General features: G+C 73.4%; 18 protein-coding genes and 1 pseudogene. 12 read left to right on the top strand and 7 right to left on the bottom strand.

Features of this window, described 5'->3' with window-relative positions:
• The first annotated feature begins 154 nt into the window (after window positions 1–154).
• From rsgA to ACZ4SF_RS23560, 3 genes are all read left to right on the top strand, one after another.
• The gene (gene rsgA / locus ACZ4SF_RS23570; RefSeq protein ID WP_468387691.1) at window positions 155–1,249 is read left to right on the top strand and encodes a ribosome small subunit-dependent GTPase A; all 1,095 of its coding nucleotides are present in this window, start codon (window positions 155–157) and stop codon (window positions 1,247–1,249) included.
• Between the two features lie 359 nt (window positions 1,250–1,608).
• Window positions 1,609–3,003 carry a DNA-3-methyladenine glycosylase 2 family protein gene (locus tag ACZ4SF_RS23565; protein WP_468388070.1) on the top strand — a complete coding sequence of 465 codons (1,395 nt, stop codon included), beginning with the start codon at window positions 1,609–1,611 and terminating at the stop codon, window positions 3,001–3,003.
• On the top strand, window positions 3,000–3,533 hold the full coding sequence (locus tag ACZ4SF_RS23560) for a methylated-DNA--[protein]-cysteine S-methyltransferase (RefSeq protein ID WP_468387689.1): 534 nt from the start codon (window positions 3,000–3,002) through the stop codon (window positions 3,531–3,533). The genes ACZ4SF_RS23565 and ACZ4SF_RS23560 overlap by 4 nt, the downstream gene beginning before the upstream one ends.
• Window positions 3,534–3,655: 122 nt before the next feature.
• Here ACZ4SF_RS23560 and ACZ4SF_RS23555 read toward each other — a convergent pair whose 3' ends face one another.
• From ACZ4SF_RS23555 to ACZ4SF_RS23545, 3 genes and pseudogenes are all read right to left on the bottom strand, one after another.
• The gene (locus ACZ4SF_RS23555) at window positions 3,656–3,829 is read right to left on the bottom strand and encodes a hypothetical protein (protein WP_468387687.1); all 174 of its coding nucleotides are present in this window, start codon (window positions 3,827–3,829) and stop codon (window positions 3,656–3,658) included.
• Between the two features lie 77 nt (window positions 3,830–3,906).
• Window positions 3,907–4,563, bottom strand: a complete 657-nt coding sequence (locus ACZ4SF_RS23550; protein WP_468387685.1) for a maleylpyruvate isomerase N-terminal domain-containing protein — start codon at window positions 4,561–4,563, stop codon at window positions 3,907–3,909.
• A gap of 278 nt (window positions 4,564–4,841) precedes the next feature.
• A pseudogene (locus tag ACZ4SF_RS23545) lies at window positions 4,842–5,207 on the bottom strand (PPOX class F420-dependent oxidoreductase); the annotation flags it as partial.
• Window positions 5,208–5,376: 169 nt separating this feature from the next.
• On the opposite strand from ACZ4SF_RS23545, the gene ACZ4SF_RS23540 reads away from it, so the two are divergent.
• From ACZ4SF_RS23540 to ACZ4SF_RS23525, 4 genes are all read left to right on the top strand, one after another.
• Window positions 5,377–6,558 carry a GDSL-type esterase/lipase family protein gene (locus ACZ4SF_RS23540; protein ID WP_468387684.1) on the top strand — a complete coding sequence of 394 codons (1,182 nt, stop codon included), beginning with the start codon at window positions 5,377–5,379 and terminating at the stop codon, window positions 6,556–6,558.
• 143 nt (window positions 6,559–6,701) lie between these two features.
• Window positions 6,702–8,159, top strand: a complete 1,458-nt coding sequence (locus ACZ4SF_RS23535; RefSeq protein WP_468387682.1) for a protein phosphatase 2C domain-containing protein — start codon at window positions 6,702–6,704, stop codon at window positions 8,157–8,159.
• Window positions 8,160–8,227: 68 nt separating this feature from the next.
• Complete coding sequence (locus tag ACZ4SF_RS23530) at window positions 8,228–9,970, top strand: pyruvate dehydrogenase (RefSeq protein WP_468387680.1); 1,743 nt, start codon at window positions 8,228–8,230, stop codon at window positions 9,968–9,970.
• 374 nt (window positions 9,971–10,344) lie between these two features.
• A complete protein-coding gene (locus ACZ4SF_RS23525; RefSeq protein ID WP_468387678.1) occupies window positions 10,345–10,788 on the top strand; it encodes an ATP-binding protein in 444 nt (147 codons plus the stop codon).
• A gap of 94 nt (window positions 10,789–10,882) precedes the next feature.
• On the opposite strand, the gene ACZ4SF_RS23520 is transcribed toward ACZ4SF_RS23525, so the two are convergent.
• Together ACZ4SF_RS23520 and ACZ4SF_RS23515 are read right to left on the bottom strand one after the other, a co-directional pair.
• Entirely contained in the window at window positions 10,883–11,932 is a 1,050-nt protein-coding gene (locus ACZ4SF_RS23520) for a DUF2637 domain-containing protein (RefSeq protein ID WP_468387676.1), read from the bottom strand.
• Between the two features lie 320 nt (window positions 11,933–12,252).
• Window positions 12,253–13,092 carry a (2Fe-2S)-binding protein gene (locus tag ACZ4SF_RS23515; RefSeq protein ID WP_468387674.1) on the bottom strand — a complete coding sequence of 280 codons (840 nt, stop codon included), beginning with the start codon at window positions 13,090–13,092 and terminating at the stop codon, window positions 12,253–12,255.
• 178 nt (window positions 13,093–13,270) lie between these two features.
• Here ACZ4SF_RS23515 and ACZ4SF_RS23510 point away from each other — a divergent pair, with 178 nt between their 5' ends.
• The 3 genes from ACZ4SF_RS23510 to ACZ4SF_RS23500 all read left to right on the top strand — a co-directional run bounded on the left by ACZ4SF_RS23510 (window position 13,271) and on the right by ACZ4SF_RS23500 (window position 15,789).
• Window positions 13,271–14,056 carry a GntR family transcriptional regulator gene (locus ACZ4SF_RS23510; protein WP_468387672.1) on the top strand — a complete coding sequence of 262 codons (786 nt, stop codon included), beginning with the start codon at window positions 13,271–13,273 and terminating at the stop codon, window positions 14,054–14,056.
• A 329-nt stretch (window positions 14,057–14,385) separates the two neighbouring features.
• A complete protein-coding gene (locus tag ACZ4SF_RS23505; RefSeq protein ID WP_468387670.1) occupies window positions 14,386–14,781 on the top strand; it encodes a peptidase inhibitor family I36 protein in 396 nt (131 codons plus the stop codon).
• Window positions 14,782–14,907: 126 nt separating this feature from the next.
• Complete coding sequence (locus ACZ4SF_RS23500; RefSeq protein ID WP_468387668.1) at window positions 14,908–15,789, top strand: hypothetical protein; 882 nt, start codon at window positions 14,908–14,910, stop codon at window positions 15,787–15,789.
• Between the two features lie 297 nt (window positions 15,790–16,086).
• Here the strand turns inward: ACZ4SF_RS23500 and ACZ4SF_RS23495 are convergent, their stop codons facing one another.
• Complete coding sequence (locus ACZ4SF_RS23495) at window positions 16,087–16,851, bottom strand: hypothetical protein (RefSeq protein ID WP_468387666.1); 765 nt, start codon at window positions 16,849–16,851, stop codon at window positions 16,087–16,089.
• Between the two features lie 167 nt (window positions 16,852–17,018).
• Window positions 17,019–18,692, bottom strand: coding sequence for a PucR family transcriptional regulator (locus tag ACZ4SF_RS23490; RefSeq protein WP_468387664.1), 1,674 nt, complete (start codon window positions 18,690–18,692; stop codon window positions 17,019–17,021).
• Window positions 18,693–19,030: 338 nt separating this feature from the next.
• Between ACZ4SF_RS23490 and ACZ4SF_RS23485 the strand changes: the two genes are divergently transcribed.
• Together ACZ4SF_RS23485 and ACZ4SF_RS23480 are read left to right on the top strand one after the other, a co-directional pair.
• Window positions 19,031–19,924, top strand: a complete 894-nt coding sequence (locus ACZ4SF_RS23485) for an FAD binding domain-containing protein (protein WP_468387662.1) — start codon at window positions 19,031–19,033, stop codon at window positions 19,922–19,924.
• The gene (locus tag ACZ4SF_RS23480; RefSeq protein WP_468387660.1) at window positions 19,924–20,523 is read left to right on the top strand and encodes a (2Fe-2S)-binding protein; all 600 of its coding nucleotides are present in this window, start codon (window positions 19,924–19,926) and stop codon (window positions 20,521–20,523) included. The genes ACZ4SF_RS23485 and ACZ4SF_RS23480 overlap by 1 nt, the downstream gene beginning before the upstream one ends.
• The last annotated feature ends 2 nt before the right edge of the window (window positions 20,524–20,525 follow it).

Genomic DNA, 20,525 nt, shown 5'->3' with positions numbered 1-20,525 from the left:
AACGAGCGAGAACGAGGAGGTGCCGATCGATGGCTGTCACCGTGCCGGGCTCCGCCCCCACCCAGGAACACCTCAAGTCCACCTCCGTGGCCACCGGCTGAACCGACCGCGCATCGCACGCGCCGCCCGGGGCCACCCTTGTGAAGGGTCTCCCTTGACTTCCACCTCTGCTGTGCACGCCGCGCTGACTCCCTACGGCTGGGACGAGGCCTGGGCCTCCGCGTTCACCCCGTACGACGCCCAAGGGCTGCTGCCCGGCCGTGTCGTCCGCGTCGACCGCGGCCAGTGCGACGTCGTCACCGCTGACGGAGTCGTCCGCGCCGACACCGCCTTCGTCACCCCGCACGACCCGATGCGCGTCGTGTGCACGGGCGACTGGGCCGCCGTCGACCCCGACGGCCACCCCCGCTACGTCCGCGCGTACCTGCCGCGCCGCACCGCCTTCGTCCGCTCCACCTCCTCCAAGCGGTCCGAGGGACAGATCCTCGCCGCCAACGTCGACCACGCCGTCGTCGCCGTCTCCCTCGCGGTGGAACTCGACCTCGGCCGCGTCGAACGGTTCCTCGCCCTCGCCTGGGAGTCCGGCGCCCAGCCCGTCGTCGTCCTCACCAAGGCCGACCTCGTGCCGGACCCGGTCACCCTGGCCCACCTCGTACAGGACGTGGAGACCAGCGCGCCCGGGGTGCCCGTCATCCCCGTCAGCGCCCTGCACGACGACGGGATCGACGTCCTCGTCGCGCTCGTCGGCTCCGGTACGAGCGTACTGCTCGGCCAGTCCGGCGCGGGCAAGTCCACCCTCGCCAACGCACTCGCCGGCGCGGACGTCATGGACGTGCAGGCGGCCCGTGACGTCGACGGCAAGGGCCGGCACACCACGACCACCCGCAACCTGCTCCCCCTGCCCTCCGGCGGAGTGCTCATCGACACACCGGGACTCCGGGGCGTCGGCATGTACGACGCCGGGACCGGGGTCGGCCGGGTGTTCGCCGAGATCGAGGAACTGGCCGAGGGCTGCCGGTTCCACGACTGCGCCCACGAGACCGAGCCCGGCTGCGCGGTCCGTGCCGCCGTGGAGGACGGCGACCTCCCCGACCGGCGACTGGAGAGCTACCGCAAGCTCGTCCGGGAGAACCGGTGGACCGTGGCCAAGGCGGACGCCCGGCTCCGCTCCGAGATGCAGAAGGACTGGCAGCGCAAGGTCGCCGCGGGCAAGGCGGCCGGGGAGGCCAAGCGCAGGCGCTGGAACTAGGGCTTGCCTTCCGGACCCGAAGCAAGCGCGGGGGGAAGAGGTCGGGGGCCCAGGGCAGGCGCTGGAACCAGGGCTTGTCTTCGGGTCCCGAAGCAAGCTCGGGGGAGAGAGGCCGGGAGTCCCAGAACAGGCGCTGGAACCAGGGCCTGCCTTCCGGAGCCGGGCGAGCTACGGGAGGCAGGCCGGGAGTCCCAGAACAGGCACTGGAACCAGAGCCTGCCTTCCGTACCGGGGAGGCGCCGGGAGAGGGGCCCCCGGCACCCCCCGCGCCGTTTGCGTACGGCCGCACCGGCGCGCCCAGCTCCATGTCCGATTCCCGCTAGCCGCCACCCCGCCCCGGGCCCACACTGGAACACGTGATGGACGAGGACACCAGGTACGAGGCGGTGCGCAGCCGGGACGGCCGGTTCGACGGCGCGTTCTTCTTCGCCGTCGAGACCACCGGAATCTACTGCCGGCCCAGCTGCCCGGCGGTGACGCCGAAGCGGCACAACGTGCGGTTCTTCCCGACGGCCGCCGCCGCCCAGGGCTCGGGCTTCCGGGCCTGCCGACGGTGCCGGCCGGACGCCGTGCCCGGCTCGGCGGACTGGAACGCCCGCGCGGACGTCGTCGGCCGGGCCATGCGCCTGATCGCCGACGGCGTCGTGGACCGCGAGGGCGTCGCCGGACTCGCCACCCGGCTCGGCTACAGCGCCCGGCAGGTGCAGCGGCAGCTCACCGCCGAGCTGGGCGCCGGACCGGTGGCGCTGGCCCGGGCCCAGCGGGCCCACACCGCACGCGTGCTGCTGCAGACCACCGGCCTGCCGGTCACCGAGATCGCCTTCGCCTCCGGGTTCGCCAGCGTCCGGCAGTTCAACGACACCGTCCGCGAGGTGTACGACGCGACACCTACCGAGGTCCGGGCCGTCGCCCCCCGCGGCCGGGGCACCCGCCGGGCCGCGCCCGGCGCCGGTATCCCGCTGCGGCTCGCCCATCGCGGCCCCTACCAGGCCGCCGCCGTCTTCGACCAGCTCGCGCGGGAGGCCGTGCCGGGCGTCGAGGAGGTCACCGGCACCCCGGGCGACCGTACCTACCGGCGCAGTCTGCGACTGCCGTACGGCACCGCGCTCGTCGCCGTCCAGGAACGCACCCGGCTCCCCCGGGCCGGCGCCGGCACCCACCCCGGCGGCTGGCTCGACGCCCGGCTGCACCTCACCGACCCCCGGGACCTCGGCACGGCCGTGCAACGGCTGCGACGGCTGTTCGACCTGGACGCCGACCCGTACGCCGTCGACGAGCGGCTCGGCACCGACCCGCGGCTCGCCCCGCTGGTCGCCGCTCGGCCCGGCCTGCGCTCGCCCGGCGCCGTGGACCCGCTGGAGCCCGCCGTACACGCCCTGGCCGGTGTCGAGGGCGCCCGGGAACTGGTGCGCCGCTACGGCAAGGCGCTCGACGCGCCCTGCGGCAGCCTCACCCACCTCTTCCCGGAGCCCGCCGTCCTCGCCGAGGCCGAGCCCGGCGGCCCGCTGGTCGCGCTCGCCGCCGCCCTCGCCGACGGCACCGTACGGCTGGACGCGGGCGCCGACCGGGACGACGCCCAGGCGGCGCTGCTGGCCCTGCCCGGCATGGACCCGGCCACCGTCGCCCGCCTGCGCGTGCGCGCCCTCGGCGATCCCGACGTGGCCCCGCCCGGCACGGACGCCCCCGACACCTGGCGGCCCTGGCGGTCGTACGCCGTACAACATCTGTGCGTGGCAGGAGAGTTGAGCTGGTGACCACCGTGTACTTCACCCATCTGGAATCTCCCGTCGGGCGGCTGCTGCTCACCGCCGACGCGGACGGCGCCCTCACCTCGCTGTCCGTGCCCGGCCAGAAGGGCGGGCGGACCGTGCAGGAGGGCTGGCAGTCCGATCCCGGGCCGTTCCGGCCCGCCGCGCAGCAGCTCGCCGCCTACTTCGCCGGTGAACTCAAGGAGTTCCGGCTCCCGATGCGCACGCACGGCACCGAGTTCCGGGAACGGGTGTGGGCCGCGCTGGACGAGCTGCCGTACGGCGCCACCGCCGCCTACGGCGAGATCGCCGCACGGATCGGCGCACCCCGCGCGGCCGTTCGCGCCGTCGGCACGGCGATCGGCGCCAACCCGCTGCTGATCCTGCGGCCTTGCCACCGGGTGATCGGCGCGAACGGCTCGATGACCGGGTACGCGGGCGGGATCGAGCGCAAGATCCGGCTGCTCACCCTGGAAGGCGCCCTGGGCGACACCTCTCACCACGTAGGACACGGTGTTACCGCCCCGACGCGGTGAAGCAGTCCTGACGCCGCCCGTGAGCGCGGCCGACCAGTTCCGGCGACCACCCTGTGCCAGGACTCTGTCCGCGTGCCGGGTACACCGCCCGGGCTCTCGGGTGGTGGTCTTTGGGGCGCTGCTCAGCCCGCCGGCAAACCCAGCAGCGAACCGAAGCTGACGGCCCGACCGGCCTCCCTGACGATCCGCGTGGCCGCGGCGTTCACAGCAGCCGGTACATCACCGCGTTCCTGGACGAGCCTGTCGTAGATCGGTGCGTCACCCCAGGCATGCCGGGTGCCGTCCTGCTGGCTCACTGCTCTGTCCCTTCCTCGCCTGTACAACGGCTAGTGCCCCCGACCGGACCTCTCCTTTGCGGCGGAGACGCCTGAGCCTATGCCCGGGGTGTGCCGTCCCAACGCCATGTGGTGAGTCGAGGGTGTCCGGGTAGTTCGGCCCGTCCGGTGGCCCACAAGAGGGTGGACCAGGTATCCGCGGACGTAGGTACGTCCGGAAACAACCGGGCGAGCACCCGCGAACACAGATCGGCCGGCGGGCTCCACGCGAGATTGAGCCCTTGTGCCAGGTCGTGCGTGTGCACCAGGGTCTCCACGATCCCCATCGCGGCGAAGCCCTCGGGGTCCGAGACTCCGAAGACGTGGTGAGCGCGGGTCTGCGGAGGCGTCGTGCGCACCATGGCGACCAGCAGCGCGCCGCTCGCTTCCAGGACCTGCAGCAGGCCGGCGGGCCCCGCCTTGCGGTCCGCGTGAATGGCGTTCGCTGGTCCGCCGGGCCGTTGGCTCTCCCATGCGAAGGGCACCTCGCTGTCCAACGGTGGTTTCTTGGGACCCAGTTGCGCAGCGTAGGCGAAAAGGTCGTCGCTGAGGTGCTCGACGGTTTCCCAGCAGTCCCATTCCAGCGAACCGGCCCTGCCTTCCCAAGCAGCTGGGGGCGCTTCGCGAAGGACTGCCACAGCAAGCTGCACGGCAAGGTCGAGGTCATCCGCGGTGACGGCGGGCTGGGAGAGGTCAACACCGGCTGATCGGGACATGGCAGGACCGTACCGCGACCGGAAGGAGCCACCCCTCCTATTAATCACCGGGCCGGCAACCCGGCGAAGGTTCGCGGTCACAGCACTAGCGAGTGTACGGGTGCAGGGCGGGGCCCAGCATGAAGATCACGCCACCGCGGAACGGACCGGCTGCGAAGCGAACAACTCCGGTTCGAGCGGGGCGGCGACCGGATCGACTGCCCGTCAGAGGACGCGCTGCTCATGCTGACCGACGACCTCAACGACCCGAACAACACCTTGCAAAACACGCTTAAGGCGTCCTCCAGCCCCCAGCTGCGCACCCGGCGTGGCAGGATGCGGCTCACTTCCTTGCTGAAGCGGGCGCCCAAGTCGTGCGGTCCGAGAAGGAGTTCGGCCTCATCGCGGACGCCGACCCCGCGCACCCGCCCGGGCCGTACGCTCACGACCGCGTTCACGACCAGTGCGATCCCGGGGTGCTTCTGCAGGTTGCGCCACTTCTTCGTGGTGCTCATGGCGTAGCCGCCGATCAGGATCGTGCCGTCGTCCTGGAGGAACAAGCCGACGGGGTTCGCCTGCGGCTGCCCCTGCGGGTCGGCGGTGGCCGTCCGGCCGAGCCGCTGTGACGCCGGACACGCCCGCTCGGCCCCGCTGAATCCGGTCATGGCAGCAGCCGGGCATGGCCGTCCGGCCCGCACACCGGCACAGCGACCTGGGCCTGCCGTCCTGGACCCCATTGCGCCGAGCGGGTGGACCGTGCTCGGTGTTGCGTCGGCGTGGCTCCGCCGTGTGGCACGGTCACCTCCGGCGCATCACGGGGAAGGGCGGGCGCACATGGCCAGGGTCGTACGGGTTCTCGCGGTCCTCTTCGCGGCGTCGCTGCCGGTACTCACCGCGCCGGCCTCCGCCGAGCCCGCCGTATTGCCCTGGGCCGGCAGCTGGGAGACGGCACCTTCCGGTGCGGCCGAGGCGCTGCCCGGGGCCGCCGTCCGCAACGTCGTCCACCTCAGCGTCGGCGGTATCGCCGTCCGCGTCCGGCTCAGCAACCGGCTCGGCACCAGGCCTCTGCACCTGGGCGCGGTCACCGTCGCCGTGCGCCGTGCGGCCGGCGCCGACGCCGTGCCCGGCAGCGTGCGCACCGCCGCCTTCCACGGCGCCCCGGAGGTCGTCGTCCCGCCCGGCGCGGACACGGTCACCGATCCGGTGCTGCTGCCGGTCCGGGCCGGCGCCGATCTGCTCGTCACCGTGTACACCCCGGACGACTCCGGTCCCGCCACCTACCACCGCACCGCCCTGCAGACCAGCTACCTGGCCCCGTCCGGCGCCGGCCGCGCGGCCGACGAGCACGGCACCGCGTACACCCTGACGACCAGCCGCTGGTACTACGTCACCGGCGTCGACGTGCGGGGGACCGCCGCGGGCAGCATCGTCGCGTTCGGCGACTCCCTCACCGACGGCAACGGCTCCACCCCCGACGCCAACCGCCGCTGGCCCGACCGGCTGGCCCAGCGGCTGCGCCGGCACCGGCTCGGAGTCCTCAACGCCGGCATCGCCGGGAACCGGCTGCTGCGCGACGGCACCGGCCCCAGCGCCCTCGCCCGCCTGGACGCCGACGCCCTGGACCGGGCCGGGGTGCGGATCCTGGTCGTCTGGGAGGGCATCAACGACATCAAGGGCACCCCGCAGGCGAACGACGCCGGTGCATACGCGGCCGCCTACCGTGCCCTCGTCGCCCGTGCCCACGCCCGCGGCATCCGCGTCGTCGGAGTCACCCTCACCCCGTTCGGCGGCTACTCCGCCTGGACCCCCGCCCGGGAGGCCGTACGGCAGCAGGTGAACGCCTTCATCCGCACCGGCGGAGCCTTCGACGCGGTCGCCGACGCCGACGCCGCCGTCCGCGACCCGGCGGACCCGGCCCGCATCCGGCCCGCCTACGACCCCGGCGACCGTCTGCACTTCAACGACACCGGCATGGCTGTCGTGGCGGACGTGGTCCGCCGCGCCCTCACCCGCTGACCGCGCGGCCACCCGGCGGCCACCACCCGTTTCTCGTACGGCTGTTCACCCGCTCACCCGACACGCGGTGCACGGCGGCCGGGTGCGCCGGAATTTCCTGATGCCCCGTTTTCACGCGGCCCGTGCGGTGGACAATGAGCGGCATGAGCCAGCAGGGGGGAAGACCCGTCCGTCCCGAGGACGACTGGTGGGGGCAGCTGTACGACGACTCCACCCAGGACACGGGTCCCACGGCAGCGCCAGATTCCCTGGACGACCGCTTCGCCTCGGCGCGGAACGCGGTGGCCGGAGCGCCGGCCGCGACACCGGCGGCGGACGGGCGGGGCGACGGGGACGGCACCGGTACGGAGAGACCGGCGCGCCGGGAAGCGGCGGTACCGGCACAGCGCGCCGCGCCCGTCGCGTCACCGGAGGCCGCCGCAGCGCCCCCCGGCCCCACCGAGCCCTCTCCCGCTCCCGAGGCGCCGAAGACGCCGCCCCCCGCAGTGGTCCCGCACACCACCGAACCCCCTCCGCCTCCCGAACCACCGCCCGCCCCGGAACCTTCCGCAGCGCGCAGGGACTCCTCCGCTCCCTCCCCGCAGCCGGCCGCCTCCGTCGACTACGTCGGCTCCGGGCCCCCCACCTACGACCCCGAGCCCACCGCGCTCCCGCTCGCCGACCCGGACGGGCTGGACGAACTGGTCGCCGACACCGTGCTGGACGGCGCACGGTACGGGGCGTGCACGCTGCGGGCCGTGTCGCTGCGCGGGGACTCGGCCCGCTTCCGGGGCGAGCCGCGCCGTGACGCGCTGCTCACCGCGCGGTTCGGGGCGGGGGAGCAGGCGCTGCTCCTCGTCGCGATGGCCACTGGCGCGCGGGCCACGCCGGGCGCGCACCTGGCGGCGGCCGAGGCGTGCCGGTGGATCGGCCGGGCCGTCGGCCGCAGCCACCAGCGGCTCGTGGCGGACCTCCGCGCGGCCCGGCGCGACGACCTGAAGTCCGGCCTGCACCGGCTCACCGACCGCAGCCTCGGCAAGCTGCGCGCGAGCGCCGCCGAACAGGGCATCGCCCCCGAGGAGTACACGGCGAGCCTGCGCTGCCTGCTGCTGCCCGCCGACCCGGACTGCCGTACCCGGGTGTTCTTCGGCGTGGGCGGCGGCGGGCTGTTCCGGGTGCGGGACGGCGCCTGGCGGGACATCGAGCCTGCCGTGCCGTCCGCCGGCACCACCGGTACCACCGGCACCCCCGTCGCCGGCCTCGGCTCACCGCCGGAGCAGACACCCGAGGGCGACCGGCTGACGATGGACCTCGGCATCCCGACCCCGCCGAGCCCGTACGAGCCCGCGCCGGCCCCGCACGACCCTGCGGGCACTCCCGCCGACCCGCCCCGCGAGCCGTTCCGGTTCCGCGCCTCGGTAGCCCGGCCGGGTGATGCCCTGGTGATGTGCACCGCAGGCCTCGCCGACCCGCTGCGCGGCGAGCCCGCCCTCTGCGCCTACCTGACCCGCCGCTGGTCCGGCCGTACGCCACCCGGCCTCGCCGCGTTCCTCGCCGACGCCCAGGTACGGGTGAAGGGGTACGCCGACGACCGTACGGCGGCGGTCGTGTGGGAGGCGTGAGCGCGGTGCCTGTGGATTGATGGGACGGGAGGCCGTATCCCGGGACAGCGAAGGGGCAGACGAGAGCCATGGCCAAACAGAACGTCGCCGAGCAGTTCGTCGACATCCTCGTCCGCGCCGGAGTGCGCCGCCTCTACGGTGTGGTCGGCGACAGCCTCAACCCGGTCGTGGACGCCGTCCGCCGCAACTCGGCGATCGACTGGATCCACGTGCGGCACGAGGAGACCGCGGCCTTCGCGGCCGGCGCCGAGGCCCAGCTCACCGGCAAGCTGGCCGCCTGCGCAGGCTCCTGCGGTCCGGGCAACCTGCACCTCATCAACGGCCTCTACGACGCCCACCGCTCCATGGCCCCGGTCCTGGCCCTCGCCTCGCACATCCCGTCCAGCGAGATCGGCCTCGGCTACTTCCAGGAGACCCACCCGGACCGGCTGTTCCAGGAGTGCAGCCACTACAGCGAGCTGATCTCCAGCGCGAAGCAGATGCCCCGGCTGCTGCAGACGGCCATCCAGCACGCGGTCGGCCAGAGCGGGGTGAGCGTCGTCTCGCTGCCCGGGGACATCGCCGCCGAACCGGCCCCCGAGAAGGCGGCCCAGAGTGCTCTCGTCACCTCCCGGCCCACCGTCCGGCCCGGCGACGCCGAGATCGACCGGCTGGTGGAGATGATCGACGCGGCTGGGAAGGTCACCCTGTTCTGCGGCAGCGGCACGGCCGGCGCGCACGCCGAGGTGATGGAGTTCGCCGGGAAGATCAAATCACCGGTGGGCCATGCGCTCAGAGGCAAGGAATTCATCCAGTACGACAATCCTTATGACGTCGGCATGAGCGGACTGCTCGGCTACGGCGCCGCCTACGAGGCCACCCACGAGTGCGACCTGCTGATCCTGCTCGGCACGGACTTCCCGTACAACGCCTTCCTGCCGGACGACGTGCAGATCGCCCAGGTCGACATCCGGCCCGAGGTGCTCGGCCGGCGCTCCCGGCTCGACCTCGCGGTGTGGGGCGACGTCCGCGAGACGCTGCGCTGTCTGATCCCGCGGGTGCAGGAGAAGACCGGCCGGCGGTTCCTCGACCGGATGCTGAAGAAGCACGCCGACGCGCTGGAGGGCGTGGTCAAGGCGTACACCCGGAAGGTCGACAAGCACGTCCCGATCCACCCCGAGTACGTGGCCGCCGTGCTCGACGAAGTCGCCGCCGACGACGCCGTGTTCACGGTCGACACCGGCATGTGCAACGTGTGGGCGGCCCGGTACATCTCGCCCAACGGCCGCCGCCGGATCATCGGTTCGTTCTCGCACGGCTCGATGGCGAACGCGCTGCCGATGGCGATCGGCGCCCAGTTCACCGACCGGCGCCGGCAGGTGGTCTCCATGTCGGGCGACGGCGGTTTCTCCATGCTGATGGGTGACTTCCTGACGCTCGTGCAGTACGACCTGCCCGTGAAGGTCGTGCTGTTCAACAACTCCTCCCTCAGCATGGTGGAGTTGGAGATGCTGGTCGCCGGCCTGCCCTCGTACGGCACCGCCAACACCAACCCCGACTTCGCCGCCGTCGCGCGGGCCTGCGGCGCCTACGGGGTGCGGGTCGAGAAGCCCAAGCAGCTGGCCGGGGCGCTCAAGGACGCCTTCCGGCACAAGGGGCCGGCCCTGGTGGACATCGTGACCGACCCCAACGCCCTGTCCATCCCGCCCAAGATCAGCGCGGAGATGGTCACCGGGTTCGCGCTGTCCGCCTCGAAGATCGTGCTGGACGGCGGTGTCGGGCGCATGCTCCAGATGGCCCGCTCCAACCTGCGGAACGTGCCGCGGCCCTAGGAGAGGGGGCACTCCCCGCCGGGACGGAGGCCGTCGAGGCTCCGCCCACCCGCCGGGGGGAGCGGATTTCGGCCAGTTTCACGACCCGTGACGGTATGCCGACCGACCGTGCCGGGCGCAGCTTCGCTGCCTTCACGGGGCGTCAGTGGCGGCCCGGCGGGGATCCGGGCCCCCGCGGGACGGGGGCCGCGGCCCCGTGGAGCCGGTGCGGCGAGCCGCCGCCGTGGCCGAACCACCGGTCATCGGACATACGCCATGACTGGCTGTGAGCCTGCTGGGCAAGCATCCCCCGTGAACGTGTTCGACCAGGAGGGGCAGGGTCCGGCGGCGTGCAGGCGGGGGTCATGAAGAGGCAGGCACGAGGGGGCGGTCCCGTGACCGCAGGGGCCTCCTCGGCGAATACGGGGGAACAGGCCGACACCATCACCGAACACGCGCGGCGGTTACGGCGCAGGCTGGGCCGGGCCGATCTCAGGGCGGTGCCGCAGGCCCGCCGGGAGCTGCGCGAGCTGCTGCGGCACTGGGGCAAACCAGGCCGCTCGGAGATCGCCGAACTGCTCACCAGTGAACTGGTCACCAACGCCCTCGTCCACACCGACGACGACGCCGTCCTCACGGCCGTCGTGGAACCCGGTGGACTGCGAGTGGAGGTACGGGACTTCGTGGCCCGCAGACCCGAGGTGTGGGCACCCGGCACGGACGACGACACCCATGGCCGGGGCCTGGTGCTGGTGCAGTCCCTCGCCGACGCCTGGGGGGTACGGCCGCACGGGGTGGGCAAGTCGGTGTGGTTCGTGCTCGGCGCCGAGGCGGCGTGAGGCAGGACGGCGACGGGACGGGGCGTGACCCGCCTGGCCACGCCCCCATGCCGAGATGTCCGGCCGTGGACCCGTGCGCCGGGTCACCGGACGGTCAGCCGAACTGCTGCTCCAGGTCCTTGAGCTTGCGCTCCAGGGACTCCAGGCGTGGCAGGGCCATGGTGTCGTCCTCCGCGGTGAGGTCGACGGTCACCGGGTCAGCTCCGCTGCGGACCGGCTGCAGGGAGGGCCGAGCGCGTACGGGCAGTTGCTCCGCGGTGGATATGGCAGGCTCCGCGGTCGCCGGGGCGGGGCTGCGCTCCACCGCCTGCACCTCGACCTCGACCTGCCGGCCCGTGCCCCGGCCGACGAAGCCGCGGTGACCCCGGCTGATCGCCTTCAGCTGGGCGCGCTCCACGCGTTGCTGGTCGCGCCGCCGCTGCCGGGTCTCGTCCTTCTGCCGCTTGTCCTCACGGACCTCCTCGACCGCCTCGTCGAGGCTGCGCACGCCCTCCAGGAGCATCAGCGACCACGCCTTGTAGGTCTCGCGGGGTGCCCGGACCCAGCGGACGATCCGGATCTGCGGCAGCGGGCGCGGCACCAGGCCCTGCTCGCGCAGCGCGGCCCGGCGGGTCTGCTTCAGCGCCCGGTCGAAGAGCACGGCCGCCGACAGCGACATGCCGGAGAAGAACTGCGGGGCGCCGGCGTGCCCCAGGCCGCGGGGGGCGTGCACCCAGTTGAACCAGGCGGCCGCCGCCGCGAACAGCCATACGAGTATCCGGGAGCCGAGTGCCGCGTCACCGTGGCTGGCCTCGCGCACCGCGAGCACGGAGCAGAACATCGCCGCACCGTCCAGACCGAACGGCACCAGGTACTGCCAGCCGTCGGTCAGCCCCAGGTTCTGCTCGCCGAAACCGACGAGCCCGTGGAAGGACAGGGCGGCTGCGACCGCCGCACAGCAGAACAGGAGCACATAGGAGGCCGTGCCGTAGATGGCCTCCTTGCGCCGTCGGCGCTCCTCGCTGCGCTCCCACGAGTCGTCCGCGCCGGCGTTCTCCCCGGAGGAGCGCTTGCCGCGCGCGAGCACCGCCACCGCCACCAGCATGCCCAGGAGCAGTACGGCGCCGGGAAGAAGCCAGTTCAGCGATATGTCGGTCAGTCTCATCAGGGGTCCCTTGCATTGGGATAGGGCGTAACGCCCGCCATAGTGGCCCACTCCCGAGGGCCCTCTGGGGGTTTCGGGGCAAGAGGCCGCCAAGGAAGTGCGTGGGACACGCCCGGAGCGGCATTCCGCTCGAACTGCCGTATGACATGCGGCAGTTGAGTTCGAATAGAACTACCGGCGCGGGTGGTTCCGCGAATGGCTCCTGCGACAGGTGAGGAAGCTGTGAATCCCCGTCCAGGAGGCCGGTCCACGGGCGGGGAGGGCCGCGCGGTGGTGATCCCGGTGGGCCCGCGACCCGGCGGGGGTCCGCTGACGGGACCTCAAGCGGCGGCGGCCGTGAGTTTGGCGATCCGTTCGCTGTCGCAGGTGCGCGGGCAGGTGGCGCAGGTGTCCTCGGGGCGCACGGTGTAGAACATGCAGCAGCTGGCCCGGTCCCGGGTGGGCAGCGGGGTGCCGTCCGGGCCGGTCAGCTCCCGGAACGCGGCCGAGCCGGCGTACGGCCGGGTCGCGCCGGGCAGCAGCAGTTCCAGCTCCCGCACGGCCCGCCGCTCCTCGTCCTCACCGAGCAGGTGGGCGACGTACCACAGCCCCTCCACGACCTCGTCGGTCGCCATGCCCCACAGTGCCCGTCCGCGCCGCCGCATCCGGGGCCCGAAGGCGGCCAGCACCGGCTCCAGGTGCTCGGCCACGGCCGCCCGCACCTGCGCCCGCAGCGCCTCCTCGTCCGGTACGACGACCGTGTCGGGCAGCGCGGCGGCGGGGTCGCCCGGCAGGCAGGCGAGCGTCACCGGCGGGCGTACGGCCATCCGGCCGGCCGTGCGGTCGTACGAGACATGTGTCACGGGCAGCCGGGGGACCCGGCGGTGCAGGAACCACGGGACGGTGATCAGCAGGCAGGCGGGCCAGGCGTAGCGGTGCAGGCCGAAGCTCGCGACGACGTCCGGGCGGGCCCGCCGGCCGTAGTCCCGCAGCACCTGGGCCTCGTCCCACGCCAGGAAGGCGTCCAGCTCCGCCCCGCCCGCCGCGAGCCCGCCGGCGGCGGCCCAGCCGCCTCCTCGGGGCGCCGGGGCGTCAGGGGCCAGCTCGGTCACGGTGAGCCCCGGGAAGGCGGCCGCGAGGCGGTCGTACGCGGCGGTGAGCGGCGAGGCCGCAGCGGGCATGGCGGGACACCGACCCTTCGACACGTCCTTGATCGAGGACTGGGCTGTATAGGTAAGCCTAACCTTACCCACCTCGCCCGGAGTTTGACCTGCCGCCCGGTCCGCCTATGGTGCTTGACGGACAAGTGACAAGCCGTCGTCAATGACCCCAAGTGCCGACAAGCCGCCAGGAGGACCCGTGAAGCAGGGCGCGCAGGGCTCCGCGGGCCCGCAGAGCGCCGCCCGGGTGCCGGAGCAGGAGCATCCGGTGGCGCGGGCCGGGGAGCCCGCCCGGGAGCGGGACGCCGTGGTGCCCGCTGCGGCGCGGGGCGAGCACACGCACGGTGAGCGGCCGATTCCGGCGCCGCGGGCGGCTGTGCAGCGCTCCTCGGTACGCGGGCAGATCCTGGACGCGCTGCGCACCGCGCTGGTCACGGGCGAGCTGCGGCCCGGCGAGGTCCATTCGGCACCGGTGCTCGCGGAACGCTTCGGCGTCTCGGCGACGCCCGTCCGGGAGGCCATGCAGCAGCTCGCCCAGGAGGGTGCCGTCGAGGTCGTGCCCAACCGCGGCTTCCGGGTGGTGCGGCGTGGCGCGCGGGAGCTGGCCGAGCTGGCGGAGGTGCGTGCGCTCATCGAGGTGCCGGTGATGCTGCGGCTCGCCCGCACCGTGCCGGTCGAGCGATGGGCCGCGCTGCGGCCGCTCGCCGAGGAGACGGTCCGGGCCGCCGCGACCGGCTGCGCGGCGACGTACGCGGAGTCCGACCGCGCCTTCCACCGCGCGCTGCTCACCCTCTCCGGCAACGAACAACTCGTCCGGATCGCCGAGGACCTGCACCGCCGCTCGCAGTGGCCGCCGGTACGGCAGGGACGGGCCGGCCTGGTCGCGGACGCGGCAGAACACATGGCGCTGCTGGAGGCGTTGGCCGCCGGGGACGTGGAAGTGGTGCGCGAGCTGGTCGGGGAGCATTTCGCGGGCGCCGGGTGAGCGGTGCCTGTCCGGCGCCACGGGGGCGAATGGTTTCGGCCTGTCGTTTGCCGGTCAAAGCGCGGTGTGTTATCCGTGCGGAACGCGTCGTGATGCGTGACGATACCGCGCTCCCGAGGCCCGGTATCCGGTGCGTTCCGGCGCGGACTTCGGTGGTTCAGCCGGAGCGGAGCGGCCGTTGCCGTCCGATGTCACGAAGGTGTGCCGTGGCCGAAGATCCGGTTAGTCCGAACCTCCTTTGCCCGTAGGTTTCTTGGCGCAGTGGCCGGGAAACGCCGTCCCGTTCAGGTCACGGCACGCGACCAGAAGTGCAACGGGAGGAACGTTCCATGAAACGCACCATCGCAGTCGTCTCCGCCTCGGCCGCCGTGGCCGCCGGCCTGCTCTTCGCGGGCTCGGGAGCGGCGAACGCCGCCGAGGCGAAGGGCCGTGAGTGCGCGCAGACCGGTGACTACATCTACCTGTTCGTCGACAAGGAGTGCGGCGGTGGCTGGGCCCGGTTCAAGGCGGACGACAAGAACCTGAAGAACAACAAGACGAACCGGGGCGCCGCGATCGACAACCGCCCCAGCTCGATGATCAACCGTTCGGGCCACGACGCGTGGCTCTACACGGGCGCCAACTTCACCGGCTACAAGTACGTGGCCAAGAAGCACAGCGTCGACATGAGCTTCGGGAACAACCCGCACATCGACAACGCCGTCAGCTCGGTCGACTGGCGCTGATCCGCCGCTCACGTCGTCCTCGGCCCGGCTGAACGCCCACTCGGCGTGAAGCAGCCGCGCCGTCTCGTCCCGGGTCCCCGCATCCACCGTGGTGCGGGGGCCCTCCTTCGTCCGGAGCCGTTCGCCTTGAAGCTGAAGTCTGTCGTCTGCACCGTACTGCTGCTGGCCGCGGCGGCCGGCTGCTCCCCTGGAGCGGGGGCCAGGCCGCCCGAGGCGGTGAAGACGGTGCGACCCGTCCCGGCCCGGGACGCCGTGGCCCCGAGCGGGAACGTCACGTCGCTGGTCCTGCCGCTGGACGCCTACGACCTCACCGACTCGCAGTTCGCCGAGGTCGAGAACGCCCGCGACGTCCTCGTCGGTGCGTGCATGCGGGAGCGCGGCCGGCCGTGGACCGTCGTCGCCCGGCCGGTGCACGTCCCCCAGGTGGCCAACCGTCGCCGCTACGGCGTCCTGGAGGCCCGTGTGGCTGCCAAATGGGGGTACCACGCGCCGGAAGCCCTGATGGACCCCCAGGGGGTGAAGGCGGCCGTACAGCGGCGCGAGAGACTCTTCACGCGGGCCCAACGGAGGGCTCTGGACGGTGAGTCGGGCTGTGAGCGGCGGGCGCAGGACGGTCTCGGCGGCCCGGAGGCGGATTTCGCCCTGCTCAACCGGACAGGGGCCGACGCCTTCGACAAGGCGCGGCGCGGCGGGCCGGTGCGGCGTGCGACCCGGGCGTGGCAGGGGTGCATGCGGTCGGCCGGCTTCCGGTACCCGGATCCGCTCGTGGCAGCGGCGGATCCGCGGTGGAGCGCCCGAGCGGCGGCCGGGGCGTCGGCGGCGGAGAAGAAGGCGGCCGTGGCGGACGTGCGGTGCAAGGCGCGGTCAGGCTATACGGAGGCGTTCCGGGACGCGGAACGGCGTCTTCAGGCCGCGGCCGTCAAGGAGCACCCGGAGTACTTCGCGGGCCTGGCCGCGGCCAAGCGCAGGGAACTGGCCAGGGCGCGGGCGGTGCTGCGGGAGCAGTAGGCGCCCGGCGCCGCCGCAGGACCGGCCGGTGACCGGACGGGCGCAGCGGGTCGGCGGTCGGCGTCCGGACGATCGCACCAGGTCGGCGGCTGGCGTCCGGACGGGTGCAGCGGGTCGGCGGTCGGCGTTCGGACGATCGCACCAGGTCGGCGGCTGGCGTCCGGACCGGCGCACCGGGTCCGCGGTCGGCGACCGGACCCGCGCGCCCCCTACGCCGTCGCGCCGCCCGCTACGCCGTCGCCGCTACGCCGTTGCGTCGCTCCCTACGCCGTCGCGCCGCCCGCTACGCCGCCGCCCCTACGCCGTCGCCGCCCCCGGCGCCGGCGGTGCCAGCTGGCGGGCCAGCCAGGTCGGTACGCCCCCCAGGAGCCGGAACAGCCGCCGTGCCTCCTCGCGCAGCCGGGACGCCTCCGGTTCCTCCTCCGTGTCCGCCAGGGACGCCAGCGCCGGGGCCGTGCCCACCAGGTAGCCCAGCTCCTCGCGGATGCGCAGGGATTCGGCGAAGCCGTGCCGGGCCTCGGCCAACTCGCCGTCGCGTAGGGCGATTCCGGCCAGGTGCCGCCAGGTGAAGGACAGGAGCAGAGGGTCGGCGTGGGCGGCGGCGCTCGCGTGGGCGCGGCGGTAGGCCGCACGGGCCGCCTGCGGGGAACGCGTCAGGTTCTCGGCGATCAGACCCCGGCGGAAGTCCAGCAGAGCCCGCCCGGCCGCCCCCGGAGGGATCAGTGCCGCCGCCCTGCCGAGCGCGGCCCGCGCCTCGTCGGCGCGGTCCCGGACGCCGTGCAGCGTGGCCGTGTAGGCCAGTTGGCCGCGCTCGCAGGCGGCGGCCCCCCGCTCGTCGTCGGTGTGTGCCAGCGCCTCCGCCGTCCGCAGCGCGTCCTCGGCCTCCTCCCAGCCCCGCTCGGTGTACAGGCACCGTTCCACCAGGAGCGCGGCCCGCTGCAACGCCGTACCGGGACGGTCGGCCGGCAACAGGGCCGCCGCGTCGGCCCAGCAGGCCCGGCTGCGCAACCGCCATACCGCGGTCTGGAGCGGATCGTCACCGGTGGTTCCGTTACCAGACATGGCGGTAAGCGCCACGTTGCCCTCCCCGAGCACGCCATCGAGCTGTTGAGTGGTGGCGGCATTCCAGCACCAATCGCGGCGCTGGGCCAAGAGGGTGGGTGAAAGATTTCACAAAGTAGTGGGGCGTGGGCGTGACCGGGTTTGGCCGCCGCACGCCCCCGCTGACCTCAGCTCATGCGCAGCGCGAGGAAGAAGTCGAGCTTGTCCTCCAGCCGGGAGAGGTCACGTCCCGTCAACTGCTCGATCCGGCCAACCCGGTAGCGCAACGTGTTGACGTGCAGGTGGAGCCGGGTGGCGCAGCGGGTCCAGGAGCCGTCGCAGTCCAGGAACGCCTCCAGGGTGGGGATCAGCTCCGCCCGGTGCCGGCGGTCGTAGTCCTTCAGCGGGTCCAGCAGGCGGGCGGTGAAGGCGCGGCGGACGTCGTCCGGGACGAACGGCAGCAGCAGCACGTGCGAGGCGAGTTCCTGGTGGCCGGCCGCGCAGACCCGGCCGGAGCGGGCCGCGGCGACCCGGCGGGCGTGCCGGGCCTCCTCCAGGGCGCCGCGCAGGCCCTCCGCGGAGTGCACGGCGGCGCTGACGCCGAGGGTGAGCCGGCCGTCGTCGTCCAGGCCCGCCGACAGCGGCTCCCGTACCGACTGCAGGAGCGAGTCGGCGAGCAGGCCGGTCTCGGAGCCGTCGTGCTCGGAGGCGACCGCGGGCAGCGGGACCAGGGCGATCGCCTCGTCGCCGGTGTGCGCGACGGCGATGCGGTCGGAGGGCTCCGGGCCGGTGGCCAGCGGGTCGACCAGCACCTCCTCCAGCAGGGACTGGGCGACCGTGCCGCCCTCGGCCTCCTGGCCCTCCCACTCGACGCGGGCCACCACGACCTGCCAGTGCGGGGCCGCCCCGAGCCCGGGCAGCAGCACCGGCGCGGCCACCCGGAGGCGGGCGGCGATCTCGGCGGGCGGGGCGCCCGTCTGCACCAGTTCCAGCACCTCCTGGGCCAGCCGGCGGCGGACCGTGCGGGCCGCGTCCCGGCGGTCCCGCTCGACGGCGATCAGCTGCGTGACGCCCTGGAGCAGGTCCAGCCGCTCCGCGGGCCAGTCGCCCGCGTCCGCCTCCACGGCCAGCAGCCAGTCCGACAGGACCGTCTGGCGCACGTCGCGGGAGGCCTGCGGGGAGCGGCCGGAGGAGCGGACCGGGAACAGCGAGTACGTGCTGCCGTTCAGCAGGACCCGGTGCGGCCCGCGGCGGCCGGTCCGGGTGGCGGCCAGATGCTCCGCGGCGAGCCTCGCGCAGGTCTCGGCGGGCAGCGCGGGGCCCGTGACCTTGGAGCCGGCGATCAGGCGGCCGGTGGGGGAGAGCACCCAGGCGCGCAGGTCCAGGTCGGAGCCGAGCAGGTCCAGGACCACATCCGGGCCGCCGCCCGCAGGGCCCGAGGTCATCATCCGGCGGTGCCGGTCCACGACGGCCGCCAGGTCCCCGGCGCGCTCGCTGGAGACCTGCCGGACGACATGCTCGGTGATCGTCGCGAACGCCACCGACTCGTGCACCGCGAACAGCGGCAGCCGGTGCCGGGCGCAGGCCAGCACGAGGTCGTCCGGCACATCGCCCAGCTCGGCCTCGCCGGCCGCGAGCGCCGCCACCCCGGCCTGCACGAGGATGCGCACGAAAGACTCGGAGTCGTCGGCGTCCCGGCGCCAGGCCAGGCCCGTCAGGACCAGCTCACCGCCGGAGAGGTAGCGGCTCGGGTCGCGCAGGTCGGTGGTCATGACCCCGCGGACCGAGCGGTCCAGCTCGTCCTCGCCGCCGAGCAGCCGCAGGCCCAGCGCATCGGTGTCCAGCAGTGCGCGCAGCCGCATCTCGTCGCCGCCGTTCTTTGTCTCGAAACCTACGATGGATCTTTGAGGGTGACGTGGGAGTCGCCCGGAGCGGGTCGCGCGGGCGCGCATTCCGGGCTCTCCGTGCTGTTTCCTGCGTTTCCCCAGGAAAACCGAGAGGTTAGCGATGACCTCTGTTCATACGAATCTACAAGATGCTCGGCCTGGCCAGCGAACTCCTTCATGGTTTCGGTGACTGACCCCGCCGGAGTACGGGGCGGTGTACTGAGTCCACTCCGCGTTAACAGGACATGAACGAGCCGGGCCCGCCGCACACGGATTGGCTCAATCCGAACCACCCACGAAGAAGAGAGCCGGTCATGGACTTCCTTCGTCCCGCCACCTGGGAGGAGGCGCTCGCCGCCAAGGCGGAGCACCCCACCGCTGTGCCGATCGCGGGTGGCACCGATGTGATGGTCGAGATCAACTTCGACCACCGCCGTCCCGAGTACCTGCTCGACCTGACCCGCATCGGCGATCTCTACGCGTGGGAGGTCGGTGAGGAGAGCGTACGGCTGGGCGCCTCCGTGCCGTACACCAGGATCATGGAGGACCTGCGTGCCGAGCTGCCGGGCCTGGCGCTCGCCTCGCACACGGTCGCCTCCCCGCAGATCCGCAACCGCGGCGGCGTCGGCGGCAACCTCGGCACCGCCTCGCCCGCCGGCGACGCCCACCCCGCCCTGCTCGCGGCCGGCGCGGAGGTGGAGGCGGAGTCGGCGGCCCGCGGCACCCGGCTCATCCCGATCGACGAGTTCTACACCGGCGTCAAGCGCAACGCGCTCCGGCCCGACGAGCTGATCCGCGCCGTTCATGTGAAGAAGGCCGACGGCCCGCAGCAGTACTCGAAGGTGGGCACCCGCAACGCCATGGTCATCGCCGTGTGCGCCTTCGGACTCGCCCTGCACCCCGGGACCCGGACCGTGCGCACCGGCATCGGCTCGGCCGCGCCCACCCCGGTGCGGGCCAGGACCGCCGAGGAGTTCCTGAACGCGGCCCTGGAGGAGGGCGGCTTCTGGGACAACGGAAAGATCATCACCCCGTCGGTCGCCAAGCAGTTCGCGGACCTGTGCTCCGCCGCCTGCAACCCGATCGACGACGTCCGTGGCACCGCGAGCTACCGCCGGCACGCGGTCGGCGTCATGGCCCGCCGGACACTCACCTGGACCTGGGAGTCCTACCGCGGCGCCCGCCGCGCATCCGAGGGAGCTGCGTAATGCGCGTCAACTTCACCGTGAACGGACGTCCGCAAGAGGCCGACGACGTCTGGGAGGGCGAGTCCCTGCTGTACGTCCTGCGTGAGCGCCTCGGCCTGCCGGGTTCCAAGAACGCCTGTGAGCAGGGCGAGTGCGGCTCCTGCACGGTCCGCCTCGACGGCGTACCGGTCTGTTCCTGCCTGGTCGCGGCCGGCCAGGCCGAGGGCCGGGACGTGGTGACCGTCGAGGGCCTCGCGGACTTCGCCCGGCAGCGCGCCGAGGGCGGCTGCGCGACCGGCGCGTGCGGCACCTCGCCGGACGAGGCCAAGGCGTGGCAGGCCAAGGGAACCGACTCGCAGACCGGCGACGACACCGGCTCGTCCCCGCGCGCAGCGCTCTCTCCGGTCCAGCAGGCGTTCATCGACGCCGGTGCCGTCCAGTGCGGCTTCTGCACCCCGGGCCTGCTCGTCGCCTCCGACGAACTCCTGGAGCGCAACCCGAACCCGACCGACGCCGACATCCGTGAGGCGCTGTCGGGCAACCTGTGCCGCTGCACGGGCTACGAGAAGATCATGGACGCGGTGCGCCTGGCGGCCGCCCGTCAGTCCGAGGAGGTCTGAGG

The sequence above is a fragment of the Streptomyces sp. NPDC027663 genome, assembly GCF_055566415.1.
This window is presented reverse-complemented; position numbering and strand designations above follow the sequence as displayed.